The organism is Dyella sp. SYSU CM1112, assembly GCF_058216415.1.
The window spans coordinates 298,937-322,037 of the sequence record NZ_JBZEGI010000003.1; the positions used below are offsets into that span (position 1 = coordinate 298,937).

Annotated in this window: 21 protein-coding genes and 1 tRNA gene; 4 read left to right on the forward strand and 18 right to left on the reverse strand. The window is 59.5% G+C overall.

The window, feature by feature from the left end; translation table 11 throughout:
* Positions 1-59: 59 nt before the first annotated feature.
* Positions 60-1,370, forward strand: coding sequence for an Nramp family divalent metal transporter (locus AC4HNJ_RS07015; RefSeq protein ID WP_490478833.1), 1,311 nt, complete (start codon positions 60-62; stop codon positions 1,368-1,370).
* A gap of 102 nt (positions 1,371-1,472) precedes the next feature.
* Here the strand turns inward: AC4HNJ_RS07015 and AC4HNJ_RS07020 are convergent, their stop codons facing one another.
* From AC4HNJ_RS07020 to AC4HNJ_RS07030, 3 genes are all read right to left on the reverse strand, one after another.
* Positions 1,473-2,603 (reverse strand): acyltransferase family protein, encoded by a 1,131-nt coding sequence (locus AC4HNJ_RS07020; RefSeq protein ID WP_490478834.1) that lies wholly within the window; start codon positions 2,601-2,603, stop codon positions 1,473-1,475.
* Positions 2,604-2,975: 372 nt separating this feature from the next.
* On the reverse strand, positions 2,976-3,734 hold the full coding sequence (locus AC4HNJ_RS07025) for an SDR family oxidoreductase (RefSeq protein ID WP_490478835.1): 759 nt from the start codon (positions 3,732-3,734) through the stop codon (positions 2,976-2,978).
* 21 nt (positions 3,735-3,755) lie between these two features.
* Positions 3,756-4,157, reverse strand: a complete 402-nt coding sequence (locus AC4HNJ_RS07030; protein ID WP_490478836.1) for a nuclear transport factor 2 family protein — start codon at positions 4,155-4,157, stop codon at positions 3,756-3,758.
* A gap of 138 nt (positions 4,158-4,295) precedes the next feature.
* On the opposite strand from AC4HNJ_RS07030, the gene AC4HNJ_RS07035 reads away from it, so the two are divergent.
* A complete protein-coding gene (locus tag AC4HNJ_RS07035; RefSeq protein WP_490478837.1) occupies positions 4,296-4,916 on the forward strand; it encodes a TetR/AcrR family transcriptional regulator in 621 nt (206 codons plus the stop codon).
* A gap of 700 nt (positions 4,917-5,616) precedes the next feature.
* Here the strand turns inward: AC4HNJ_RS07035 and AC4HNJ_RS07040 are convergent.
* The 4 genes from AC4HNJ_RS07040 to AC4HNJ_RS07055 all read right to left on the reverse strand — a co-directional run bounded on the left by AC4HNJ_RS07040 (position 5,617) and on the right by AC4HNJ_RS07055 (position 9,383).
* Positions 5,617-6,327, reverse strand: a complete 711-nt coding sequence (locus AC4HNJ_RS07040) for a DUF6988 family protein (protein ID WP_490478838.1) — start codon at positions 6,325-6,327, stop codon at positions 5,617-5,619.
* A gap of 129 nt (positions 6,328-6,456) precedes the next feature.
* Entirely contained in the window at positions 6,457-6,921 is a 465-nt protein-coding gene (locus tag AC4HNJ_RS07045; RefSeq protein ID WP_490478839.1) for a hypothetical protein, read from the reverse strand.
* 329 nt (positions 6,922-7,250) lie between these two features.
* Positions 7,251-7,327: transfer RNA gene (locus tag AC4HNJ_RS07050), tRNA-Arg, on the reverse strand.
* A 154-nt stretch (positions 7,328-7,481) separates the two neighbouring features.
* Positions 7,482-9,383, reverse strand: a complete 1,902-nt coding sequence (locus AC4HNJ_RS07055; protein ID WP_490478840.1) for a M61 family metallopeptidase — start codon at positions 9,381-9,383, stop codon at positions 7,482-7,484.
* A gap of 317 nt (positions 9,384-9,700) precedes the next feature.
* Between AC4HNJ_RS07055 and AC4HNJ_RS07060 the strand changes: the two genes are divergently transcribed.
* Entirely contained in the window at positions 9,701-10,333 is a 633-nt protein-coding gene (locus AC4HNJ_RS07060) for an outer membrane protein (protein WP_490478841.1), read from the forward strand.
* Positions 10,334-10,493: 160 nt separating this feature from the next.
* Positions 10,494-10,853: a hypothetical protein gene (locus tag AC4HNJ_RS07065; protein WP_490478842.1), complete on the forward strand. Its 360-nt coding sequence runs from the start codon at positions 10,494-10,496 to the stop codon at positions 10,851-10,853.
* Between the two features lie 348 nt (positions 10,854-11,201).
* Here the strand turns inward: AC4HNJ_RS07065 and AC4HNJ_RS07070 are convergent, their stop codons facing one another.
* The 11 genes from AC4HNJ_RS07070 to AC4HNJ_RS07120 all read right to left on the reverse strand — a co-directional run bounded on the left by AC4HNJ_RS07070 (position 11,202) and on the right by AC4HNJ_RS07120 (position 22,932).
* Positions 11,202-11,507, reverse strand: coding sequence for an STAS domain-containing protein (locus AC4HNJ_RS07070; RefSeq protein ID WP_490478843.1), 306 nt, complete (start codon positions 11,505-11,507; stop codon positions 11,202-11,204).
* Between the two features lie 12 nt (positions 11,508-11,519).
* Positions 11,520-12,704 (reverse strand): methyl-accepting chemotaxis protein, encoded by a 1,185-nt coding sequence (locus tag AC4HNJ_RS07075; protein ID WP_490478844.1) that lies wholly within the window; start codon positions 12,702-12,704, stop codon positions 11,520-11,522.
* 16 nt (positions 12,705-12,720) lie between these two features.
* Positions 12,721-13,818: a protein-glutamate methylesterase/protein-glutamine glutaminase gene (locus tag AC4HNJ_RS07080; protein WP_490478845.1), complete on the reverse strand. Its 1,098-nt coding sequence runs from the start codon at positions 13,816-13,818 to the stop codon at positions 12,721-12,723.
* A gap of 141 nt (positions 13,819-13,959) precedes the next feature.
* Positions 13,960-14,616 (reverse strand): chemoreceptor glutamine deamidase CheD, encoded by a 657-nt coding sequence (gene cheD / locus AC4HNJ_RS07085; RefSeq protein ID WP_490478846.1) that lies wholly within the window; start codon positions 14,614-14,616, stop codon positions 13,960-13,962.
* Positions 14,613-15,491: a CheR family methyltransferase gene (locus AC4HNJ_RS07090; protein ID WP_490478847.1), complete on the reverse strand. Its 879-nt coding sequence runs from the start codon at positions 15,489-15,491 to the stop codon at positions 14,613-14,615. Before AC4HNJ_RS07090 ends, cheD begins: the two co-directional genes overlap by 4 nt.
* Positions 15,492-15,829: 338 nt before the next feature.
* Positions 15,830-17,557, reverse strand: coding sequence for a methyl-accepting chemotaxis protein (locus tag AC4HNJ_RS07095; protein ID WP_490478848.1), 1,728 nt, complete (start codon positions 17,555-17,557; stop codon positions 15,830-15,832).
* A gap of 12 nt (positions 17,558-17,569) precedes the next feature.
* Entirely contained in the window at positions 17,570-18,076 is a 507-nt protein-coding gene (locus tag AC4HNJ_RS07100) for a chemotaxis protein CheW (protein ID WP_490478849.1), read from the reverse strand.
* 202 nt (positions 18,077-18,278) lie between these two features.
* Entirely contained in the window at positions 18,279-19,931 is a 1,653-nt protein-coding gene (locus AC4HNJ_RS07105; RefSeq protein ID WP_490478850.1) for a methyl-accepting chemotaxis protein, read from the reverse strand.
* Positions 19,932-20,068: 137 nt separating this feature from the next.
* A complete protein-coding gene (locus AC4HNJ_RS07110) occupies positions 20,069-22,048 on the reverse strand; it encodes a chemotaxis protein CheA (RefSeq protein ID WP_490478851.1) in 1,980 nt (659 codons plus the stop codon).
* Between the two features lie 183 nt (positions 22,049-22,231).
* On the reverse strand, positions 22,232-22,594 hold the full coding sequence (locus AC4HNJ_RS07115; RefSeq protein WP_490478852.1) for a response regulator: 363 nt from the start codon (positions 22,592-22,594) through the stop codon (positions 22,232-22,234).
* 14 nt (positions 22,595-22,608) lie between these two features.
* Positions 22,609-22,932 carry an STAS domain-containing protein gene (locus tag AC4HNJ_RS07120; RefSeq protein ID WP_490478853.1) on the reverse strand — a complete coding sequence of 108 codons (324 nt, stop codon included), beginning with the start codon at positions 22,930-22,932 and terminating at the stop codon, positions 22,609-22,611.
* Between the last annotated feature and the right edge of the window lie 169 nt (positions 22,933-23,101).

The following is a 23,101-nucleotide window of genomic DNA, read 5'->3' on the forward strand; positions in this document are numbered from 1 at the left end:
TACAGTGGTGACGTGTGCTGTCCCGGCCTCGTGCCAATCCACGCCTTGGGAGGTGAAGCATGAATGCGCATGTGCTCCACGCACCTGCCGCCACGGATGAAACACTCGCCTCCATTCGGCGGGTGCTGGATCGGCGTGGGCAGGCGTGGGCGGCGTTTTTCAAGCTCATCGGTCCTGCCGTGGTAGTGTCCGTGGCGTACGTGGATCCGGGCAATATCGCCACCAACCTGCAAGCCGGCGCCCAATATGGCTATGCGCTGCTGTGGGTGGCGCTGCTTGCCAGCGTCATCGCCATGTTCTTTCAAGCCTTGTCGGCCAAGTTGGGCATGGTCACCGGGCGCAACCTCGCCGAACTTTGCCGCGACCACTTCCCGCCCGCCCTAGTGATGGCGATTTGGCTGGTCAGCGAGCTCGCCGCGATGGCAACCGATCTCGCCGAGTTGATCGGCGGTGCGCTCGGCGTGTCCTTGTTGCTGCATCTGCCACTGCTGGCCGGCATGGTGATCACCGCCCTCGCTACCTGCGCGCTGCTGGCACTGGAAAGCCGCGGGTTTCGTCCGTTGGAGCGCGTGGTCGGCGTGCTGGTTGGCGTCATCGCCTTGAGCTATCTCGCCGAATTATTCGTTGCTGATGTGCATTGGCAAGGCGTGGCCGCCGGCCTCATTAGCTATCAATTACCGGACACGCAGGCCGTGAATATCGCGGTCGGCATGATCGGCGCCACCGTGATGCCGCATGCTCTGTTCCTGCACTCGGGCCTGACCCAATCACGCGTGCCGCCCCGCAACGATCAAGAAAAACGGCGATTGCTGAAATACTCCCATGCGGAAGTGATCGTCGCACTGAGCGTGGCTGCGCTGATCAATCTCGCCATGATCGCCACGGCCGCAGGCGCTTTCCATCATGGGCATAGCCACGTGGCCGCGCTGCAAGACGCCTACCATATGCTCACGCCGTTGCTTGGCGCTTGCGCGGCCGGATTGTTCCTGGTCTCCCTGATCGCATCGGGTATTTCCAGCTCCGTGGTAGGCACCATGGCCGGCCAAATGATTGCTCAAGGCTTCGTGCGTTTGCGCATGCCGATCAGCGTGCGCAGAGCCATCACCCTGCTACCCAGTCTGATCGTGGTAGGCCTCGGCCTCGACGCAACCCGCGCATTGGTCGACAGCCAGATTGTGCTGAGCCTCGCCCTGCCGGTACCGATGATCGCGCTGGTGTGGTTCACCGGACGCCGCAGCGTGATGGGCACGTATCGCAACCGCCCGGCGATACACGCCATGGCTGTGATAGCAACCGTCTTCGTCGTAACGTTCAACCTCGTGCTCATTGCGCAGCAGTTCGGCATCACCTTGTTTTCAACGTCCACCTGAACAGCCGAAAAGCACCCAAGCGTGCAGGCAGGCGATCTCGGCGAAAGGCGTATTACCGCCTATCGCCAGGGGTATTCGATCACGGAATCATGGCAAAACTCTTTAAGCCGCTGGCGTCGTCGCGTATCGCCGCTGCTCTGCCCGCCTGCGACGCATCGGCTCGCGCAGCTGCAAGCACGGACGCTCTACAAGGTAATGAAGTAAGGCGCCAACGGTGAGTATCGCCGCCGCATAGATCAGCAGCGTCCCAAAACCATGACCATCGGCCCATGATGCGAATCGTCCGTGCAATTGCCCATAAACCATTTTGTGACTTAGATAGAGACTGTATGAGATGGCCGCGAGCCATGCCGCGCCGGGTACCCGGATCTTCGCCAGCACACCCTTTTCACTTGCCGCCCCCGCCACCAGCGCGCTCATCGCCAGGGCGAGAAGCGGATAGCCAAACACGTTGGCGGCAAAGCCAAACCGTTGCCCATCAAAACCCCACATGCAAAGGCTGACGAATATCACGCCGATCATCGAGATAACATTCGCGTGGCGCTCGATCCACATCCAACCGCGCGTACCGTAACTGCGTGCAGCTGCCAGCACGACACCGCCAAGCAAGTCATCCAGCCTCGCATACGTAGGCACATACAGGAAGCGCAAGTAAGCACTCGTGGCGTCCCCACCTTCGACCTGAATGGGGTGAACAAACCGCAGCCAGAGCCACGCGCGAAGCATCATACCGCCCAGTACAAATCCCACGATAACGGTCACGCTATAACGCCGCCGGCCCATACGTGCCAGCCACAACGCTAACAGGGGAAACATCAGATAGAACTGTTCTTCAACGCAAAGCGACCATGCATGGGAGAAAGCGGGATGCCTCGAGTCCATGAACAGATTGAGCGTATAGGTAAGAAACTGCCACAACGGCATCATGCCCGGCGCTTCGCGCATCGACGGCCAGGCGACATAAATACCCAGCACCAGGAAATAAGCGGGCAATGTGCGGAAGCCACGCCGCAGATAGAAATCCACAAAATCCACGCGACCATCGATGGCAAGCGCCCTGAAGACCTGCGAACCGATCAGGAAACCGGATAGCGCAAAGAACAGGTCCACGCCCATCCAGCCACTCCAGCGCAACACGCCTCCGCCCATGTAGCCGGCCAAATAACTATGGAACGGAATAACCCAAAGGATGGCGATGGCTCGTAGCAGATCGAGTCCCGGTTTGCGCGTCATGAGGCCCCCTTTTTGAGCGGGCAATTTACCCGCAACATCCATGTAGCGAAGCCCGCTCGCAGCAGCGCTTTCCCAGGCTCCGAGCGCTTTAGTCTATGCGGGACTTGTGGCGCCGCTAGGGCGAAAGACCATCAAGAAAAGGCTGAGCCCCCTTAACGAGTCATCGGCAGAGCTGCCATGGCTGTTTGTTCGCGAGTGGCCGTCCACGACTGAAACTTCCCCGCCGACAATATTGGACCTCGCATCGTTGCGCCACGTGAGGTATTTCGACGTCATTCGGTTCCTGCAATGGGCGAAGCCGGATATCTTCTTGCCAGACAGAGAGATATACCGGCCTCTTTTTTTCGCTTAGCCAGCCAGTGACTCAGGCACTCAGGCACCGCCGAAGAGCGCAAGTGCTTGTTCGTTGAACCCGTTGACGAGACCATGTTCGCTCGGGCCAACATTGGCACGGAATTGCTGGGCCGCATCAACCACGATTTCATCCACATCCGTGCCAAGCATCGTCATCGCCTCGGCAATGAATTGATCCAGCGGCATGGCCTGTTCAGCCTCCTGGCTGTTCATGAGTTCGGTGCGTACCCACGGTGGCGCGATCTCCAGCACTCGTACGCCGCTGTTCTGCAGCATGAAGCGCTGCGACAGTGCATATGAATGAAGTGCTGCCTTGGTTGCAGAATAAATACCGGCAATTGCCATCGGCACAAACGCGAGTACGGAGCTCGTGTATGCCACGACCGCGTTGTCTTTGCGCTTCAGATGTTCGATCAGCGCCGATGTCATGCGAATCGGCCCCAGCAAATTGGTAGAGATCGTGGAGGTCAATAGCGCGTCATCGATCTTTCCGCCGATCGTGTCGGGATGCATGATGCCCGCGTTATTGATGAGAACATTGAGCTCGGGGTGCTCGGCGATCAGTGTAGCCGCCACGCGATCGATGCTTAGCGGGTCGGTGATGTCGAGTTCGATCGCTTCCATGCCGGGGTTGGCTGCGATCACGGCATTGAGGTGACTCCGCCGCCGGCCGGCAATGATGACCTTGTTGCCGAGCTTGTGCAGTGCTTCGGCGAGTCCGCGGCCGATACCTGAGCCACCGCCGGTGATAAAGATGGTGTTGCCAGTGAGTTTCATGTGAGTGCTCCTTGGATGGATTCAGGCGGGAAAACGATTGCCAAACATGGGCAATCCGCTCTTGGATTCGGCTTGCGTGGCTTCGTCTTGCAACACATCCCAGTGCTCGGCGAGCTTGCCGTTCTCGATGCGGACGACATCTGCGGCAATCCATGCCGCAGGGCGACCGTTACCGGAAAAGCGGCCATGCACGATGACGTAATCGCCTTCGGCCACGATCAGTCCATGTTCGTAACGCAAGGTGCTGGGGATGCCGCGAATCAGGTTGAACAAGCCGTCGCGGCCAGGTGCGATATGCGCGCTATGTTGGATGTACTGATCGGACCAAAAGCGTTCGGCGGCTTCGTAGTCGCGCTTGTTGAACAGTGTGTCGAATGCCTCGATCACGAGGGCCTTGTTTTGTTCGGGCGACGTCTTTGACATGGTCATTTCCTCTTCGATGGCCGACAGCTCACATCGCAGTGCGCTCGTGCGCAGATTCGCCGACGTCGCCTCAGCTTTGAACATGGCACTTAGGCCAAATCACAATGGTGATCACCATCGTAATTAAAAGCGGTCGACGTGACGCCGCAAGAGCAGGAGTGGCAGATGGGCGTTTCAAAACAGCAAGCTATTGAAAACAAAAAGGCTATCGTCGCCGCCGCGGAAAAGCTTTTCCGCAAGCATGGGGTCGCTGCGGTGGGCTTGGCAGAACTGACCAAGGCCGCGGGCTTCACCCAGGGCGGCTTCTACAATCACTTCAAGTCGAAGGACGCCCTGGTCGCCGCCGTGATGGAAAAGGCGATGAAAGATGGCGCAGCCGACCTGATTGCCGCGATCGAAGTGTCAAAGACGAAAGCGGCCAATCCGATGAAGCGGCATGTGGAGGGATATCTCTCTCCCGGCCATCTGGGTGACATTGAGGCGGGTTGTCCGCTGACCGCATTTGCTGGCGACATTCGGCGGCTCGGCCTGGAAGCTCGGCAATCGTATGCACGCGGATTGGATTGGAATTTCGATCAGTTGGCAAACGTAATCGACGGCAAAAATCCACAAGAGAAGCGAAAAAGAGCCATCGCGTTTTTCAGCCAGATGCTCGGTTCGCTGGTACTCGCACGCGCCGTCGCCGACACCGAACCTGCTCTGGCCGATGAAATACTGAAAGATGGTCGTGAGCAGTTGTTGCGGGCTATCGATGCTTGAATAGCGCGGAGTACGAAGCCCCTATAAGCGAAAAACGAGACCCTGCAAACGACGAACGGCAAGCGACGTTGTACAACTGGTGGAGAGTTTGGGGCCGAAGTGTGTCCACCAAGCCGCCTCGTGGATTAAGGCATACGTAGGCTTCCCCCTGAGGCATAGCCCGACGATGCCAATACTTCTGCTTGTTTAAGAATCCCTGGATTCATCTCACCAGAGCCTGCCGCAGCCGCGGCAGGCCCTTCGCCATGCCGTGGTTTACGCTGCCCGTCTTGGCGCGCTCGCACCACCGGAACTACGGTGACATGATTCAAAAATAATCGTCATTCCGGCATAAACCGGAATGACGATTAGCAAATGAGAGGTTTCGCAGTGCATCGCCAGCACCGTCAACAAGACTGATGCTCAATGATTTGCGCAGAACACTCTTATCGCCAGGATGTTCTAGGGGCTGAACCTCCCTTTTGACTCCCCTTAAGATGCTCTCGTGGGCGAACCGCTCGGTCTTCTGCTGGCGAAAGCTATATCCGGCCCCAGTGAACGTCTCCGGCTATGTTAGCAACTGCCCCACTTAGGAGGGCGGTCACAGTCCACCATGACCGTTTTTGATTGGGGAGGCGGACACTTCGCATGCAACGACCTAAGAGAAAAACTCGCCGAAATATAGTGCGCAGCAAGCTTCCGAAAAAGATGAACATGAAGACTACTCGAATCCGACTTCTTCGCAGAATTTTTGAGCAGATCGGTACGGTTCTTCAAATATTTCCGAAGCCAAATTGGTGTCCTCTCCCGACAGTTTAGCGATTACTATCATTGCCAGATTAGCGAAGGCATAGGAATATTTTAGGGTTCTAAGGGTTGAAGCGTTGGATGAGATGAAACCAATGCCGCGTGGCCCTTGATATGCGTTCAGAAGTGAAATGCCGCCGTGAACGTGGGCATTCAGAAAGTCACGCAATAACCCCACGGAAGCGCTAATTCGACTGTCATTCTCCCACGTCGATTCAACAATCTTTGCGAGATCCTCAAGGGAGATATCTTGCATCTTCCCCTTTTCATTAGGCCCTCGCTTGAGCTTGTCCTTCTCAAAGAAGGAATCAACTTCAGCATCGCTTGCGTGATAGGCGAAAAACGCAGATCTCAAAGTGAGTTCGAGCTGGCTGCGCAGAAGGCTTAGTGCCGGCGCGCCTAGCTCTTCATGATGTGCGCCAACGATAACTGTAATTGCGCGACCATAGTCACATGAAGCGCGAGCTAACGTTACAGCTGTGCCTAGTCGTAGATTGGGTAACGATACCTTCGACTCGGCAATGCTTGAGAACTTCGCCATCGCTGAAATGGTGTCAACTAAGACGATATCGAGCAGAGCCGAGGCCTTACGGACGTCTACTGGCTGAATTATTTGATTTTCCATCGGTTATCTCACGCCGTTCTTGCTAAGCGTCCACTATCCGCGAATTTGTTTTAAACCCGGACCACAAATTGTCTACAGTTGAAGAAGATAATTCCTCCGAACTATATGGATGGCATGGTGGCCAAGTGGTCACTGACTCGCCTCTTGTGGCAGCTTACTTATCGTTGCGTAGAGCGATGCTAGCTGCCACTGCATGCGCTGCACGCTCGGCTCCAGCTTGCTCGGCATTGGAACACGGGAATTCTGTTTTACGAGCAAGTCTATTCGATTCAGTTTTTCTTTAATCGACTCATCATCATGCGTTTGAAGCTTGTGGGCCATCGCGTTCCGAACGCTGTTAAGTAGGGTGACGCACTCCCATACCCACTCATTGTTTGGTTTCCAGTAAATAGCTTTAACAAGGCTTAGGCACTGAGAAAAACCAAATATTTCGTGTCTAAAATTATTCGGAACCGGCAAATATTCGTCGATCAAGGCACGCAATTGCTCTTCAAAGAGCATATGAGCGCGAAGGACCAATAACTCCAACTTTCCAGGCTCTTGAATGAGCTTGAGATAGCGAACTAGATCAGAAACAGGTTCCAACTTTTTCACAATGCCTCGACACTCGGCTGGTAAGTCATTGTTGCCCCTTTATCGAATTCACCTACAATTTCTAGATGTCTTTGGGTGAAAGACTCTTTGTTTGGACACCCAAACCCGAGAGCGCGAACTAGCACTTTCTGTCGACCATCGCGGACACCACCTATGGCTCCAAAGCGGCATCGCAGAAACGCAAAAGTTTGCGCATGAACGCTATCGCGTCGAGCGGACAGTTTATGGTTAAACGAATATCAGGATGAATTTGCGCGATAACAGCTGCTTACAGCTGACGCGGCCAATTTATGGTTGAACGCACACCGTGCAAGGAGCGATGAAGAAATTGGCGCGCCCGGAGGGATTCGAACCCCCGACCAATGGCTTCGGAAGCCACTACTCTATCCGGCTGAGCTACGGGCGCTTGGGATGGCGCTGACGGCGTGAGTGCGCGTCAGGCGGGCGGCAAGTATAGCGGACTTGGGCCGGATCGCCCATGCGTGGGGTGTGGAACGAGGTCTTGCCCTTGCTCCAACCCTCTCCCCGGCCGGGGAGAGGGAGGAACATGGTGATACGGATCAGCGGGCCTTGATCAGCTGGGTCAAGGTATCCGGTTTGCTGGTGTCACGTACGATGTGTGGATACTTCAGGCCGCCGTGGTAATCGATGCGTACGGTCTTGTACTCATCAAAGTTCTTTACCAGCAGTTCGATCGGCTGGCTGCTGTCCTTCGCCGAAGCGGTGACGGCTTCCTTCAATGCATCGGGGTCATAGTTACGGCCATTGACGGCCACGATGCTCATACCGGGCGAGATACCGGCATTGAAGGCCGGGCCATCCCAGAGCACATCGTTGATCGCGCCGTCTTTGCCGACCGAGAGGCCAATCGAGTAGGTCAGATCAGCGGAGTGGCGGAATGCTTCGATGGCCTTGAGCGCGTCGGACGGCTGATCGGTGTAGACCAGCTTCCAGCCGTGCGACTCCAGTCCGCCGATGAGGGGGCCGTGTCCATCGAGACGCGTGCGCAGATAAGTTCTCCAGTCGTACGGAGCGATCTCGTTGAGCGTCTTCACTATATCGTCGAAGGTATAGGTGTCGACGTCCCATGCACCGGGATTCACGCCGAAGAAGGCCTTGGCGAAGTCATCAATGCTCTTCTTGTTGCCGGTGAGCTGGCGCAGCTTGCCGTCAACGTCCAGCCAGATCATCTGACCGGCAGAGTAGTAATCCTCGCTGGCCTGATAGTTGCGGTATGGCAACGGACGACGCATGGCGATAGTCGGATCGTTGGTGGTGTCCTGCACATTGCGCCAACTGGCGAGACCCGGGCGGCCCTTGTCATAAGTGGCAGCAACGGCGGCAATCATTTCTTCGAATTGCTTGTCGTTCCACAGGCCGGCACGCGCGGCCATTACCTGGCCCCAGAACTGGGTCTGGCCCTCATACACCCACAGCAGGGAATCGCCCATCGGTACATTGAAGTTGGGCGTAGTCAAATCCGCGCCGCGGCGGTACTTGCCGTCCCAGGAATGGTTGAATTCGTGCGACAGCAGATCGCGCATCACCCAGCTCTTGTCCCACTCGGTGAAGTAACCGGTAGGCGTGCCGTCTTCGCTGGAGCGATGGTGCTCCAAGCCGTTGCCGCTCATCTTGTCGCTGAGCGAGAACAGAAAATCGTAGTGGTTGTAGTGGTGTGCACCGTACAGCTTGTACATCTGTTGCACGAGTGCGCGATGCACCTTCAACTGCTCGGGCGTGATGTCCAGATACTTCGGCGCATCCGCGACGATATCCATGTGTACCGGCGTGCTCGCGCCCGGATCGAGATCCACGCGCTTGAAGTATTTGCCGGCATAGATCGGCGAGTCGACCAGATCGTTATAGTCGATCGGCTTGAAGTGCACCGTGCCGCCGTCCTGCGAGGCGACTTCCAGCGCGGAACCGAACTGCCAGCCGGCCGGCAGCTTGACGCTGGGATCGGTCTGGATCTGGCGCGCGTAGTAACCGGCCGGATACAACGTGACGGTGTTCCACTGCAGGTTGAGCATTTCCGGCGTCATCACCACACGACCCTCGCGGGTGCTCTGCGGCGACAGGAATTGGAAATCCACGTCGATGCTGTTCGCGCCCTGCGGCACATCGATGTGGAACGCATAAACGTTGTATTCGTCGCGCGTCCACGTCAGGGTCTTGCCATTGGCCTTCACCACCAGGCCGGCGAATTTGTCGATCGGACCAGTAGGCGAGTGAGTGCCGGGAATCCACTGTGGATAAAGCAGGGTGATCGGACCCGATGCGACCGGGATGACTTCGTGCACGCGGAACACGCGATGGGCGATATCGGTCGCATCCACGTCGATCTTCAATGCACCGGCACTGTAGGGAACGTTCTGAGGAGCAGGCACGTCGGCATGGGCGGCAAAAGCAAAGCCTCCCAATGCGGTAGCAAGGATGGCGGCTGCAAGCGGGTTGCGTTTCAAGGGGAGAGTCTCCTGGTGCGGCAAGGTGCCGGCGTCACAAAACGTAACGCGGCATAAACATCGCGATGCTAGCCACCCGTACGCCGCACGCCCCCCTGCCAGAGGTCACATGAGCCGTGATGACCGGCTGTCGACAGGCATCAGGGAGATGAACAATGCACCCCTGACAAACTGAATAGTGCCCGCCACGCAAGCACTTACAGGGGAGCTGAGGGGAAATCCGATTGTTACAATGCTGTTACCGCGTAACCCCGCGCGGTTCCTCGCAGGGATCTCCCCAATCGCTGCCAGGACCTATAAAAAGATGGAGCTCTCCTATGAATAAGCTAGCCCTCACGGCCGTTGCGGCCGCTCTCGCTTTTTCTCCCCTGCTGAGCCAAGCCGCCCATGCGGACGACGCCAGCACCCCGACCAGCACGAATTGGCAGGACAACTTTTTCGTTGCCGGCCAGTTGGGGCAAACCCAGTTCCGCAATGCCGACCTCAGCCACAACAACAGCGTGTTCCAGAACGTGCGTTTCGGCTGGCGCTGGAACGGCCTCGTAGGTCCGGAAATCGGCTATGTGTATCTCGGCCGCCCCAAGAGCGACGTGTACGGTGACGGCTCCACCTCGCTGTCCCTGAAGCCGCGCGCCGCCACCATAGGTGTCAACGCCAAGTACAACTTCTATCAGAACTGGTTCGTCACCGCCCACGCTGGCTATCTGCGTGCCGAGAACAAGTTTGCGCTCACCTCCGGTGGCGCCGAGAACCGTTACACCACTTGGAACAATGGCCTGTACGCCGGCCTGGGCGTCGGTTACGACCTGACCAAGAACTTCAGCGTCGGCCTGAACTACGACGACTACCGTCTGCAGTCGGGTAACGGCACCAGCGCCAATTACGTCGGCGCCGGCCATGACCGTACCAACATTGCCGCGTACTCCGCCTCGGTGGAATACCGCTTCTAAGCAGCCACGAAGCAACGGCGTATCACCCAAATCCCCCGGTTACCCCGGGGGATTTTCTTTTGGACGGCCATCCGCACGAGCGGCCTAAAGTTCGTTCCGCTTCCGCCGATAGTTGATGCAAGACGCTGTTTCGTGGCGTTTCCGGCCTAAGGATTGAGACATGAAATCTGTACTTGCTGCGACCCTGTTACTGGTCGCTCCCCTTGCCGCCCATGCCTGCGCGCCCACCGACTTTGCCATCCAGGATGTCAAAGTGAGCGCCATCGGTACCGGTATCGCAACCCGCCTGAGCGTGAAAGGCAAACTGGTCAACAACTGCACGGCGGCGGCGGCGGCCCAGGTCCGCGTGGACGCCAAAGACGGTTCTGGCAACGTGCTGGCCTCCCGCGAAGGCTGGCCGGCCGGCACCACCAATATCGCCCCCGGCCAATCGGTCGACTTCGATATGGGCCGCCTGCTGCATTATCAATCGGACATGCAGACGTACTCCTTGACTGTCGTCAACGTGCGCGCCTGGTAAGACTCGTTTCAAAATGCGTGTGTGAACCTGCCGACGGCGCTAGCCCATGCCGTCGGCTTTTTTTGCTGTTCGCTTCGAGCCCACTTTACGTATCACACGGTGGCGCTCACGCATTACCGCCACCGCTGCCCCAGCGGCAATCCAGCGCCGTCCCGTATCTGGTCCGGGCTTGATCTCACGCCGGTTAAGGCACGACGAGCGTCATGCCGGGAAATCGCCCGGACGATTCGCAAACGCAGCGATCACCGTTGCTGCTACATCGCACGCTGTAGCAAGCCACTCTGTCACGCGAAGAAAGCCGAACACACGCACCGTCACGGCGCATACGCATTACTGCAGCTAATGCAGCTAATGCAGCGTAAACAGCTTGTCGAATCCGGCCACGCGCAACGTGCCGCGCAAGGCGGTGCTGGCGTTGACGATGCTAATCTCCGCGCGATCGCCACCTGCGTGCTCACGCAAGAGCAGCAGCATGCCGAGCGCCGAGCTGTCCATGCTCTCCACATCGCCAAGATCGATCACGTAGCTGCGAGAAGGCTTGCGATGGCCAAGGCAGGCCTCGTGAAACTGCCGATGCACGCTGAAATCGAAGTGATCGCCGAATTGCAGCGTGAGGCAATCCTGCTCTTGATCGTGCTGAACATTCAGGCTCATGGCATGCATTCCTCAAAATAGTTCGATTTCGCCGGCATCCATGCTGCTTTGCAGGGCCGGTCCACGCGAGCGGATACGTGCTTTTTCACGCTGCAAAGCCAGGCGTTCGCGCACTCGTTCGGAATGCTGGCGCAACAGCTGCGTGTCGAGCGACTCGCAGGCCAGTGCTTCGATATCACGCGTGGTCTCGGCAGCGACACCTTGCAGTTCCACCAGGCGTGTCCGCGTCTGGTTCAAAAGCTGGCTCAGGATATCTTCGAACTGCAGCGAGCGAATCGTGGTGGACACGTCGTTGCCCAGGCCGCGATTGATTTCCACCACTTGATCGGCCACCGCGCTGGTGCGCGCGTCGCTCTCCGTGACATGCGCCATCATCGCATCGATGCCGCCCTTGGCCGACAACGCCACATTCAAGTCCTGCGAGGCCAGCTCGCCCACCAGGCCACGCACCTGCTCCATGGCCAGGCGCGCACGTTCGACGTGGCTACCGATCTGCTCGTTGAATTGATTGGAATGGCTGGCAAGGTTGCGGATTTCACCGGCCACCACCGCAAAGCCGCGCCCAGCCTCACCGGCGCGCGCCGCTTCGATCGCTGCATTGAGCGCCAACAGATTGGTTTCTTCGGCGATGGTGTTGACGTTTTTCAGCAGACCGAACACCGCGTCCATTTCTTTCGACATACCGTCGATGCGATAAACGATGCGCAAACTTTCGCGCGACAGTTGCACGATCAATCCGACGAAGTGATCCAGCAGATCACTCGTGCGCGATGCAAAATCCTGCACCGACACACCGCCATTCTGCACGTCGATAATCTGCTTCAAGAGCGACTGCTGCATGCCTGTCTTCTGCGACAGGCCATCGAAACCACCGCCCAGTTCGGAGACCGCGTCGCGTAGCAAGTCCAGCGCCTGGTACAGCTCGCGCGAGGCGTGCCCCAACTCATCGATCAACGCACCGCGCACATCCTCCAGCGCTTCGCGCAGTGGACCATGATCCGGCTCAGCCGGCGGCTCTACGGCCATGGCTGCGGTCGCTGTACGGCGGCATTCGAAGATCCACACGGCACACAATGCGGTCACGAGCGCGGGCGCCAGCCAGATCGGATTCCAGATCAGGCATAGCAGCAAGGCGACCAGGCTTGCGCCGATGCCGACCAGAGGACGCGGAGCGGAGGGGGACAGAATGGCGGACATAAGATGTTCCGATACGTCAGGAAGCGGCGCGGCGCGCGCCGACGATAGGTTCTTGCGCCAACACCAGCAGGCGTGCGGCGATATTTTCGAGCGGCAGCTTTTCTTCGGCGGCCTCCAATTTCCAGGCAGCGCCGGGCATGCCCCACACCACCGAGCTTTCTTCGTCCTGCACCAGCGTGGGTGCACCGCTCTCGCGTAGTTCGAGCAGGCCGCGCGCACCATCGTCGCCCATGCCGGTCAGCAGCACGCCGATCGCCGCACCGCCCACGCTGGCTGCCGTGGAGCGGAACAGCACATCCACGCTCGGCTTGTGCCGATTGACCTGCGGACCGTCGTGCAAGCGACAGACATGTTTGGCGCCATCCCACATCACCAGCAGATGTTCGCCGCCCGGCGCGATATAAGCGTGGCCCGGCTGGATAGGCTGGCCATCACGCGCCTCGCACACACGCATCGATGAGCAGTTGTTCATGCGTGTCGCGAACGGACCGCTAAACGCAGCAGGAATATGCTGCGTGATCACGATCGGCGGCGCGTCCGGCGGCATCGCCTCCAGCAGCACGCGAATCGCTTCCGTGCCGCCGGTGGACGCACCCACCGCGATGATGCGCGTGCTTCCGCGCGTACCCGGCATCTGCGAGCGCGGCAATACCACATCGGCCGACAGGCGCGGCGGTACGTCCAGCTTCTGCACCTGCGTGTAAGCACGCGGCCGGGTGAGCGCGGCGAGTTTCACCTTGGCGCAAATTTCCTGCGCGCTTTCCGCAAAACAATTGGCGAGATCACTGGAAGGTTTAGTGAAGAAGTCCACCGCACCGATTTCCAGCGCACGCAAGGTCACCTCGGCGCCGCGTTCCGTCAGCGACGACACCATCACCACCGGCATCGGACGCAAGCGCATCAGGTTCTCCAGGAACGTCAGCCCGTCCATGCGCGGCATTTCCACGTCCAGCGTGAGCACGTCCGGATTGAGCTGCTTGATCTTGTCACGCGCGATCAGCGGATCGGCAGCCACGCCGACGACCTCGATACCGGGATCGGAATCGAGCATGGCCGACAACAACTTCCGCACCAGGGCAGAATCGTCGATCACCAGGACGCGAACTTTTTCCATTGCCGCTTTCTCGCTTTGCGCATCGTTTTATGCTTTTCCCTGCCTGCGGAGAACGTGCTTCCTTCTCGTTTCCCTGCTTGCAGGAAAGTAAGTTTTTTCCCTCTCCCTGCACGCAGGGGAAGGGGTACCCATCGCGGAACCCTAGAAAAGTTCCACCTCTCCCTTTATCGGATCATTCGCCAAACGCTTGAGGTAACGCTGCTCGTTCGCGGCCAGCTCGGCATCGCGCGAGCTGCGCAACTGCCTCACCCGCACCCGCCCGCTGGCCGGGAAATACTGCAACTGGCGGGGGTAGATATCGCCCACGTCGGACGCCACCAGCGGCAAGCCTTCTGTTTCCAGATAGCGCTTCACGAAGGCGATATTGCGCTGCCCCACATCCGTCATCTGCGCCAGCACGCGCCCACCTCCGAAGATCTTCACCCTCAGCGCATCGCGCTTGCCGCCTGCTTTCAAAATGGCGTTGATAAGCTGTTCCATGGCGTCGCTGCCATAGCGCGCCGCACGGCCTACCGCTACCGACCAATCGTTGCGCTCGCCACTCATCGGCTCGGGCAACATGAAATGATTCATGCCACCGATACGTCGCTCGTCATCGCGAATGCAAGCGGATACGCATGAACCCAGCACGGTCGAAATCATTTCTTCCTGCCCGCTGACATAGAACTCACCCGGCAACACCTTCACCGTCATGCAGCTATGGGTGGGGTCCCAGAATCGACGCATGTGCTCGAAACCGGGCAGCACGGGCAGGCTGGCTTTGGGCGTCACGGCGACGCCTGGCGGTGCAACGGTCATGGCGCAGATTTCCGATAGACGGTACGGCCGACCAGTTCGAACGAATCGCTGAGGCCGTACATCGATTCGGAATGTCCAAGGAACAAATAGCCTCCCTGCTCAAGCAAGCCCGCATATCGTTCAAACAAACGCTGCTTGGTCGGCTTGTCGAAATAGATCACGACGTTGCGGCAGAAAATCGCCTCGAACGGTCCGCGCATCGGCCACTCGTGCAACAGGTTGAGAGGCTGGATGGTTACTAGCTCACGCAAACGTGGATGCACGCAGGCCAGTCCCTCATAGCGGCCTTCGCCGCGCAGGAACCAGCGGCGCCGACGTTCGTCACTCACACCGCTCAGGCGATCCAGCGCATAGGTGCCGGCGCGTGCGTGCTCCAGCGCCTGCGGAGAAAGATCGGTAGCGAGAATGCGTGCATCGATCTTGCTGCCGCTACGTTCCAGCGCCTCGGCCAGTACCATGGCCAGCGCATACGGCTCCTCGCCTGTCGAACAGCCCGCTGACCAAATGCGCAAACGGCCACCGTTCTTCTTCGCCTCCAACCATCGCGGCAACAGGTCCTGCACCAGCAAATCGTAGTGGTGCATCTCGCGAAAGAAGGAGGTGACATTGGTGCTGATCGCACTCGCCAGTTCGCCCAATTCGCTATCCGGATCACGCCGCAGCAGCTCGCAATAGCTGCCAAACTCTTTCAGCCCCAGCGCGCGCAAGCGACGCAGCAATCGTCCCTGCACCAACTGCCGCTTCTGCTCGCTCAGCGATATGCCGCAGTAGCGATAGACGAAGTCGCGCAGAAACGCGAACTCGACGTCACCGAGCAACGGGCCGTTCGCGCCAGGCGTGGCGGATGGGAAGTCGGATAAGGTCGCCGTGTTCATCGTGTTGAACCTGTGAGTGCGGAAGCGCGAAGTGTGCGTAGAGTGCGTGGCCGAATCCCCAACGTTCGCCACCATGGAGGGCGTTCCTTGGCACCTGTCGCCAAGAGATTTTCGCCGTGCCCTCCCGTGGTTGCCTGGTGTCATGTCTCCACCGGCGCCTCGCGTTCCGTGAAATCGAAGATGCCTTCTCTATCGAAGCCACTTTCAACGTGTCAGCCAGCGCCCAGACTGTTTGCTCTTTGATGCCTCCGTCCTGGACTGCCCCTTTCGCGGCACGTGCACCCCGGGAGGCATCGGGTATCGCCGGAAGACAGCGACACCCGATAAAACACCGCTACTCAGAACTCCTTCCACACGCTCTCGTCTGCCGGCTCCGGCACAGGACGGCGATTCGCTGCGGCAGCCGGCACCGATTGCCGTACCGCTGCAAACACCGCCTCGGTCTCGGCCATCACTTCCGACGTTTTCGGGCGGCCCGATGCAGACGGCGCAGCGGCGGCATCGCTCATGCGGAAGAAATTCACCTGGCGGGACAACTCACCGGCCTGCTCATGCATCGCACGCGCAGCAGCGGATGCCTCTTCCACCAACGCAGCGTTCTGCTGGGTCATTTCATCCATCTGCGACACGGCGTTGTTGACTTGATCGATGCCGGCCGACTGCTCCTGGCTGGCTGCGGCGATCTCCGCCACGATGTCGGTCACCTTCTTGACGCTGTCGACGATGTCAGCGAGTGCCTTGCCGGACTGATCCACCAATTCCGAACCGGTACGCACCTTTTCGGCGCTGTCATTGATCAACAACTTGATCTCCTTTGCCGCACCGGCACTGCGCTGCGCCAGATTGCGCACTTCGGTAGCCACGACCGCGAAACCACGACCCTGCTCGCCGGCACGTGCTGCTTCCACCGCCGCATTCAGGGCGAGCAAGTTGGTCTGGAACGCAATTTCGTCGATCAAGCTGACGATGTCGGAAATCTTGCGGCTGGAGGTATTGATCTCACGCATCGCTGTGACTGCCTGCGCCGCCACTTCACCGCCGCGCTCGGCTTGCTCGCGCGCACCGCGCGCCAGCTGATTGGCATGGCTGGCGTTTTCGGCATTCTGCTTCACCGTCGAGGTCATTTCCTCCATCGACGATGCCGTTTCTTCCAGGCTGGACGCCTGCTCTTGTGTGCGCTGGCTCAGATCATCGTTACCGCGCGCAATCTGCTGCGCAGCCGTGCTGACGGCATCGGAACCCTGGCGCACCTCGGCGACAATATCCACCAGGCGCTGATCCATGGTGCGTAATGCGTTCAGCAATTGCGCCAGTTCGTCATTGCCCTTTACTTCGATGGTGTGACCCAGCTTGCCGCCGGCAATTTCGTTGGCCACCCGCATGGCGCGGTTGAGCGCATGCGTGATCGAGCGGATCAACAACGTCGAGCGCAACAAGGCAAACAGCAAACCGCCGGTCAGTGCGATCAACGTGATCAGGCGAACACGCTGATAGCTTTTGACCTGATCCATGAAAATTTGCTTGGCTTCGTTGCTCTGCAACGTCACCAGCTTTTCGAGCGAATCCTGGCGCTGCATCATCAGCGGGCGAAGTTCCATCTCGACCAGATCGGACGCACCCGTATCGGACTGTTTGATCGCATCGAGCACGTCCTGCTTAGCCTGCTGATAGTCCTTGTCGGTGGAATGCCAGTCCTTGTTGGCGGCCGCCACAGCCGGGCTCATCGGCAACGCGGCAAAGCGCTTGGCATAGTCGTCCATGTCTTTCTGATAGCGCTCGAACTCCGCCATCTTCTGCTTGACCTGATCGGCCTTGCCGGCAAGTCCGGCAGCCTCGTTCAATGTCAGGAACGACTTCAGCGAATCGCTGCGCACCACATCCAGATACTGAGAAGGCACCAGCTCCAATGCATAGATGCGCTGCGTGCCAGCATTCTGCTGCGACATCGAATACAGACCAATGGCCGCACCGGCCAGCAGCATGAAGCCGAGCAAGCCGACCAGCGTAATCAACTTGGCCCGCACAGACAGCGACTTGAACTTGAATTTAGGCATACGGAATTTCATCGGTTGTGTTCCTCAGGCCACAGCTTTTACGTCGTCGGCCGCATTCAGGGCGGCTTCGAGCATCTGCGCGTCCTGCGGTTGCAGCAATTTGTCTGCATCGAGCAGCAACACCATGCGGTCGCCGACCGAGGTCAGTCCTTTCAGATATTCGGTATCCACCGTCGTGCCCATGTCCGGCACCGGACGGATCGCATCGCTCGCCACGTCAAGCACGTCCGATACGGCATCCACCACCACACCGAACTGACGTCCTGCCACGGTGATGATCACGGTGACGGTCGTGGCGTTGTATTCCTCGCGAGCGAGGCCAAAGCGCAGGCGCAAATCGATCACCGGCACGATCGCGCCGCGCAGATTCAGCACGCCCAGCACGTAATGCGGCGATTGCGGAATACGCGTCACGGGAGTCCAGCCGCGAATCTCGCGCACGGCCAGAATGTCAACGCCGTATTCCTCGTGCGCAAGGTTTACGGTGAGATATTGCGACTGGAGCGCCTCGCTCCGGGCTTGATCGGACATGTTCGCCTCGTCGTTGGAGCGCCACACGATGCTCCCCTTCAGGACTGAGATCGGCGGGTGCAGGGAAAACTTGAGGTAACGGCTGGAGCATCTTGGCGATAACGGCTTGCCGCTTTGCAGCCTTCCGCGCCGTCATTCCCCGCTATCAGGGGATGACGGCGACGCATCCAACGGCTACAGAGCGCGCGGTGATCCGCCCGCCTTAATCCCGCGCCGCCGCCAGCGACCCTGCCACCAGGACCGGGCGTCGTGCCGCCACACCCTTCGGTGCCGTATGCAGCATCCCATGCACCCGGAAAAAGCCCACCTGCGCTTGCAGACGATCAGCCTGCTCCTGCATGGCGCGGGCCGCAGCCGCCGCCTCTTCCACCAGCGCGGCGTTCTGCTGTGTAACCTGATCCATCTGCGTGACCGCCCGATTGACCTGCTCGATGCCGCCGGATTGCTCCTGGCTGGCCGCGGCCATCTCGTTGACGATGTCGGAAACCCGCTTAGCCTGCCCGACGATGCCCGCCAAGGCCTGCCCGGACTGATCCACCAGCTGCGAGCCGGCCTGCACTTTCTCGGCACTGTCGCCGATCAGAGTCTTGATCTCTCTTGCGGCGCGGGCGCTGCGCTGTGCCAGATGGCGCACTTCGTTGGCCACGACCGCGAAACCATGGCCCTGCGTACCGGCATGGGCCGCTTCCACCGCCGCATTCAGGGCCAGCAAATTGGTCTGGAAGGCAATGTCGTCGATCATGCTGACGATCTCGGCAATCTGATCGCTGGCTTGCTTGATCGCCTGCATCGCCGCGCTCGCGCGCACGGCGACGTCGCCTCCGCGCTCTGCCTGCACACGCATGTCGGTAGCCAGATGACTGGCGTGTTCTGCATTCCCGGCGCTCTGCTTGACCGTCGCGGTCATTTCTTCCATCGATGAAGCCGTTTCTTCCAGGCTCGCCGCCTGTTCTTGCGTGCGGTAACTCAAATCATCATTGCCACGCGCAATCTGCTGCGCGGCTGCCGTGACGGCATGTGCGCCCAGCTGTACTTCGCCCACGATGTCAGTGAGTTTGCCGCGCATACGTTCCAGCGCATCAAGCAAGCTGCCGGGCATGAACGCCTGATGCGCATCCTCGCCACGCAGATCGCCATCGGCGATGCGCACCGCCATGACCAACGCAGCACGCGGTTCGCCACCGATACTGCGCCGGATGCTGCGCATGGATTCCCACACCACAAAAATGACGAGCAATCCCAGCAAGCCGGCCTGCAACAGGCTTCGGATCAGCATCTGGCGGAACTGTGCGTCGATATCCACAAAGTAGGCACCGGCCGCCAGATGCAGATCCCACGGTTTGTAGAACGCCGTATAGGTCATCTTGAGCTTGTCGCCCTTGCTGCCCGGCATCGGCCACATGTAATCGGTAAGGCCGTGACCATCGCGCTGGTCGGCGGCAAGCATTTCGCGATACATGTATTTGCCGGTGGAATCCGTCTCGTTACGAATGCTCTTGCCCACGCGCTTGGGCATGACCGGATGCATACGCATCGTCAGCCCCGAATCGAAGGCATAGATGTACCCGGTGCCATCGCTCCAGCGCATGCTCGACACGGCGGCCAATGCGCGCCGCTCAGCCTCCGCTTCGCTGAATTCACCCTTGGCGGCACGAGCGCGATAACTGTCCATCAGCGACATCGCAGACGCCACGTGATCGCCCAGCGCACGTTCGCGCGCCCGCATCTGCAGCCCGCGACTGGCGATAGCGGACATGACGGTCAACGCCACAAGCCCGACCACGACCACAGCGATAACCAGCCAAACCCGAGCCGCAAGACTCAGGCGTTCGAGCGTTTTCAGTGGAGGCACCATGACGAAACCTGCTAAGGACATAGGAAGACAGGACACACTCCCCCGTGCTTCCCGCACGGCCGCACGCCACCCTCCCGGCGCGAGGATCTACCTGAGAAAATTGGCGGAGCCCTCCCAAGCCCCGCTACGCTCGCGCCCTAAGCTGCCTTGCGGCGCGATTGCAAACGAATCAGGCCGGCCACATCGATGATCAATGCCACCGAACCATCGGCGAGAATGGTGGCGCCCGAGATGCCATCGACACGCCGGTAATTGGCTTCCAGCGATTTCACTACCGCTTGTTGCTGGCCGATCAGTTCATCGACAAACAAGCCCACCTGATTGCCATCGGCCTCGACCACGATCACCAACCCTTCAGCGATGTTCTGCCGCGCATGGGCGCAGCCGAACTGTTGATGCAGGCGCAAGATCGGCAGGTATTCGCCGCGGAAACGGAACAACTCGCCGCCACCGGTGACGCTGCGTACCGCGTCGGGACTCAACTGCACCGATTCCACGATCGATACCAGCGGCACGATGTAGCACTCATCGCCCACCGCAGCACGCAGGCCATCGATGATGGCGAGCGTCAGCGGCAAGGTGATGGTGAATGTCGTGCCCTGGCCGGGGCGGCTCTGGATCGACACGTTCCCGCCCAGGTCCACGACGTTACGACGGACCACATCCATACCCACGCCGCGGCCGGACAGATCCGTGGTGACCGCCGCGGTGGAAAAGCCCGGCTGGAAAATCAGCTCGCCTACGGCTTCGTCGCTTAGCTCCTCACCGCTCTTGATCAAGCCCTTTTGCAGTGCCTTGGCAATAATCGCTGCGCGATTCAGGCCGGCGCCATCATCGACGATTTCCACCACGATGGAACCGCCACGATGGAACGCCTCCAGCCGCAGCGTGCCCGCTTCTTGCTTGCCTGCGGCGCGACGCTTGTCCGGCGTTTCCAGACCGTGGTCGATAGCGTTGCGCACCAGATGCACCAGCGGATCGCCGATCTTTTCCAGCACGGTCTTGTCGAGTTCGGTGTGTTCACCGACCATCTCCAATTTAACGTGCTTGCCGAGTTTCTGGCTGAGGTCGCGCACCAGACGCGGAAAGCGGTTGAACACCGAGCCGATCGGCAACATGCGGATGCCCATCACGCTTTCCTGCAGCGTGCGGGTGTGGCGCGCCAGCTGTGCGAGACCTTGCTGCAGCATGGCCAGTCGCGACGGGTCGAATTCCTCGCGGAACTGATCCAGCATGGCTTGCGTGATCACCAGCTCGCCGACCAGATCGATCAGGCCGTCGATCTTGTCGATACCTACGCGTACCGATCCAGCGTCGTTGCTGCTCGCGGCCGCAGTACGCGCAGCTCCCGCCGTCGCGCCCGCACTCGCCGGCACTGCAACCGATTCGACCGGCGGTGCGGGCGGCGGCGCAGCGGCAACCAGCGGCTCGATCACCAGATCGCATTCGTCCTCGACCCATTCGAACACCGAGGCGATCGCCTCGCGGCTGACCGCACCGGTCAACGCGATGCGCCAGCCCATATGGCATTCGGAGGGATCGAGCGCGTCCAGCGCGGGCACACGATCCAACTGTGCCTCGACGACCAGCTGACCGAGCGCAGCCAGTTCACGCAACAGACGCAACGGATCGTTGCCGCCGGCCAGCATGCCGGCATGGGGACGGAATTCAATCTTCCAGCCGCTCGAAGCGGCCGGTTTTGCAGCAGCCTTGCTTGCAGCAGCAGGCGCCGTGTGACCCGCCTCCGCCGCCAAGTGCTGCTTCAGGCTTTCGCTTTCCGCATTGGCCAAGGACTGTCCGCTCTGCGCGCGATCAAACATGCCGCGCAAACAATCGACGGTGCGCAGCATCAGCTCAATGATCGGCTTGTCGATCGCACGGCGACCGTCGCGCACCTGATCGAGCAGCGATTCCGCCTCATGCGTAAACGCTGCCATCTCCGGAAAACCAAAGGTTGCCGCGCCGCCCTTGATCGAATGCGCCGCGCGGAAAATGCGGTGCACGAGTTCGGCATCGCCGCCTTCATCTAGCGCCAGCAACGCCGACTCCATCGCATCCAGCCCTTCCAGACTTTCCTCGAAGAAGACTTTGTGGAATTGGGTAACGCTGATGCTCATGGGGAATCCTGGATTGACGCTGACGCTCTTACTCCCGTCCCTTCCAAACCCGATGGGTCTCGAATCTCAGCTGTGCGCTGCGTCCCCTGTCTGCCGCGGAGGGCGCAGCGTTCGGCGATGTGATCAGCTAAGGCTCGACACCCGTCATCAGGTCGAAAGGGAGAGGATCGATTTCGGTGATGCTCAGCCAAGCACCCGCTTGACCGTAGCCAGCAATTGCTCCGGATCGAACGGCTTCACCAGCCAGCCCGTCGCACCCGCCGCCTTGCCTTCCATCTTCTTGTCCGTATTCGACTCGGTGGTCAGCATCAGAATCGGCACGCCTTTGTATTCCGCGCGCGTGCGCAACTCGCGCACCATGCTGATGCCATCCATCACCGGCATATTGACGTCAGCCAGCACGAGATCGAAACGCGATGCAGCCGCCGTATCCAATGCCATCTGGCCATTTTCCGCTTCCGCTACGTCGTAACCCGCGCTACGCAGCGTGAACGCCACCATCCCGCGCATCGAAGCCGAATCGTCTACTGCAAGAATCTTCGCCATCTTCCACCTCAAGTTCAGGCCGGCTGCTTCGCCGGCAGTGCCAATACCTGCGCCAATCCAAGCTGCATCGCCGCGTCATGCAACGGTGCGCTCACCCCCGCCCAGTTCACCCGGCGACCGCGCTTTTGCGCATCGCGCTGGAACGCCACCAGCAATTGCAGCGCCGCCGTGTCGACACGCTCTACTGTGCTGCCATCGAGCACGATCGCCGACGACTCCAACGCCTTGCGCAAGTGCTGATGCAAATCGCCCACATCGGCGATGCGGCAATCGGCTGGCATGGCGACCTGGATCTCGCTTTTTACCGACGGCGTATCGCTTTTGGGTTTGCTGGCCATGGGGGTGTTTTATGGATTGCCCTGTTGCGAGGTTTATCGGCGGGAATGAAGGGAGCTTTAGGTGGGTGGTGCTTTTTTTGTGGGTTGTAAGGGTCGTATTGGCACGATTGAGTATGTCGTTGGTTGGGGGATTGCCTGCGGCGCTTCCGGTCCCGAAGGGACCGGGTCA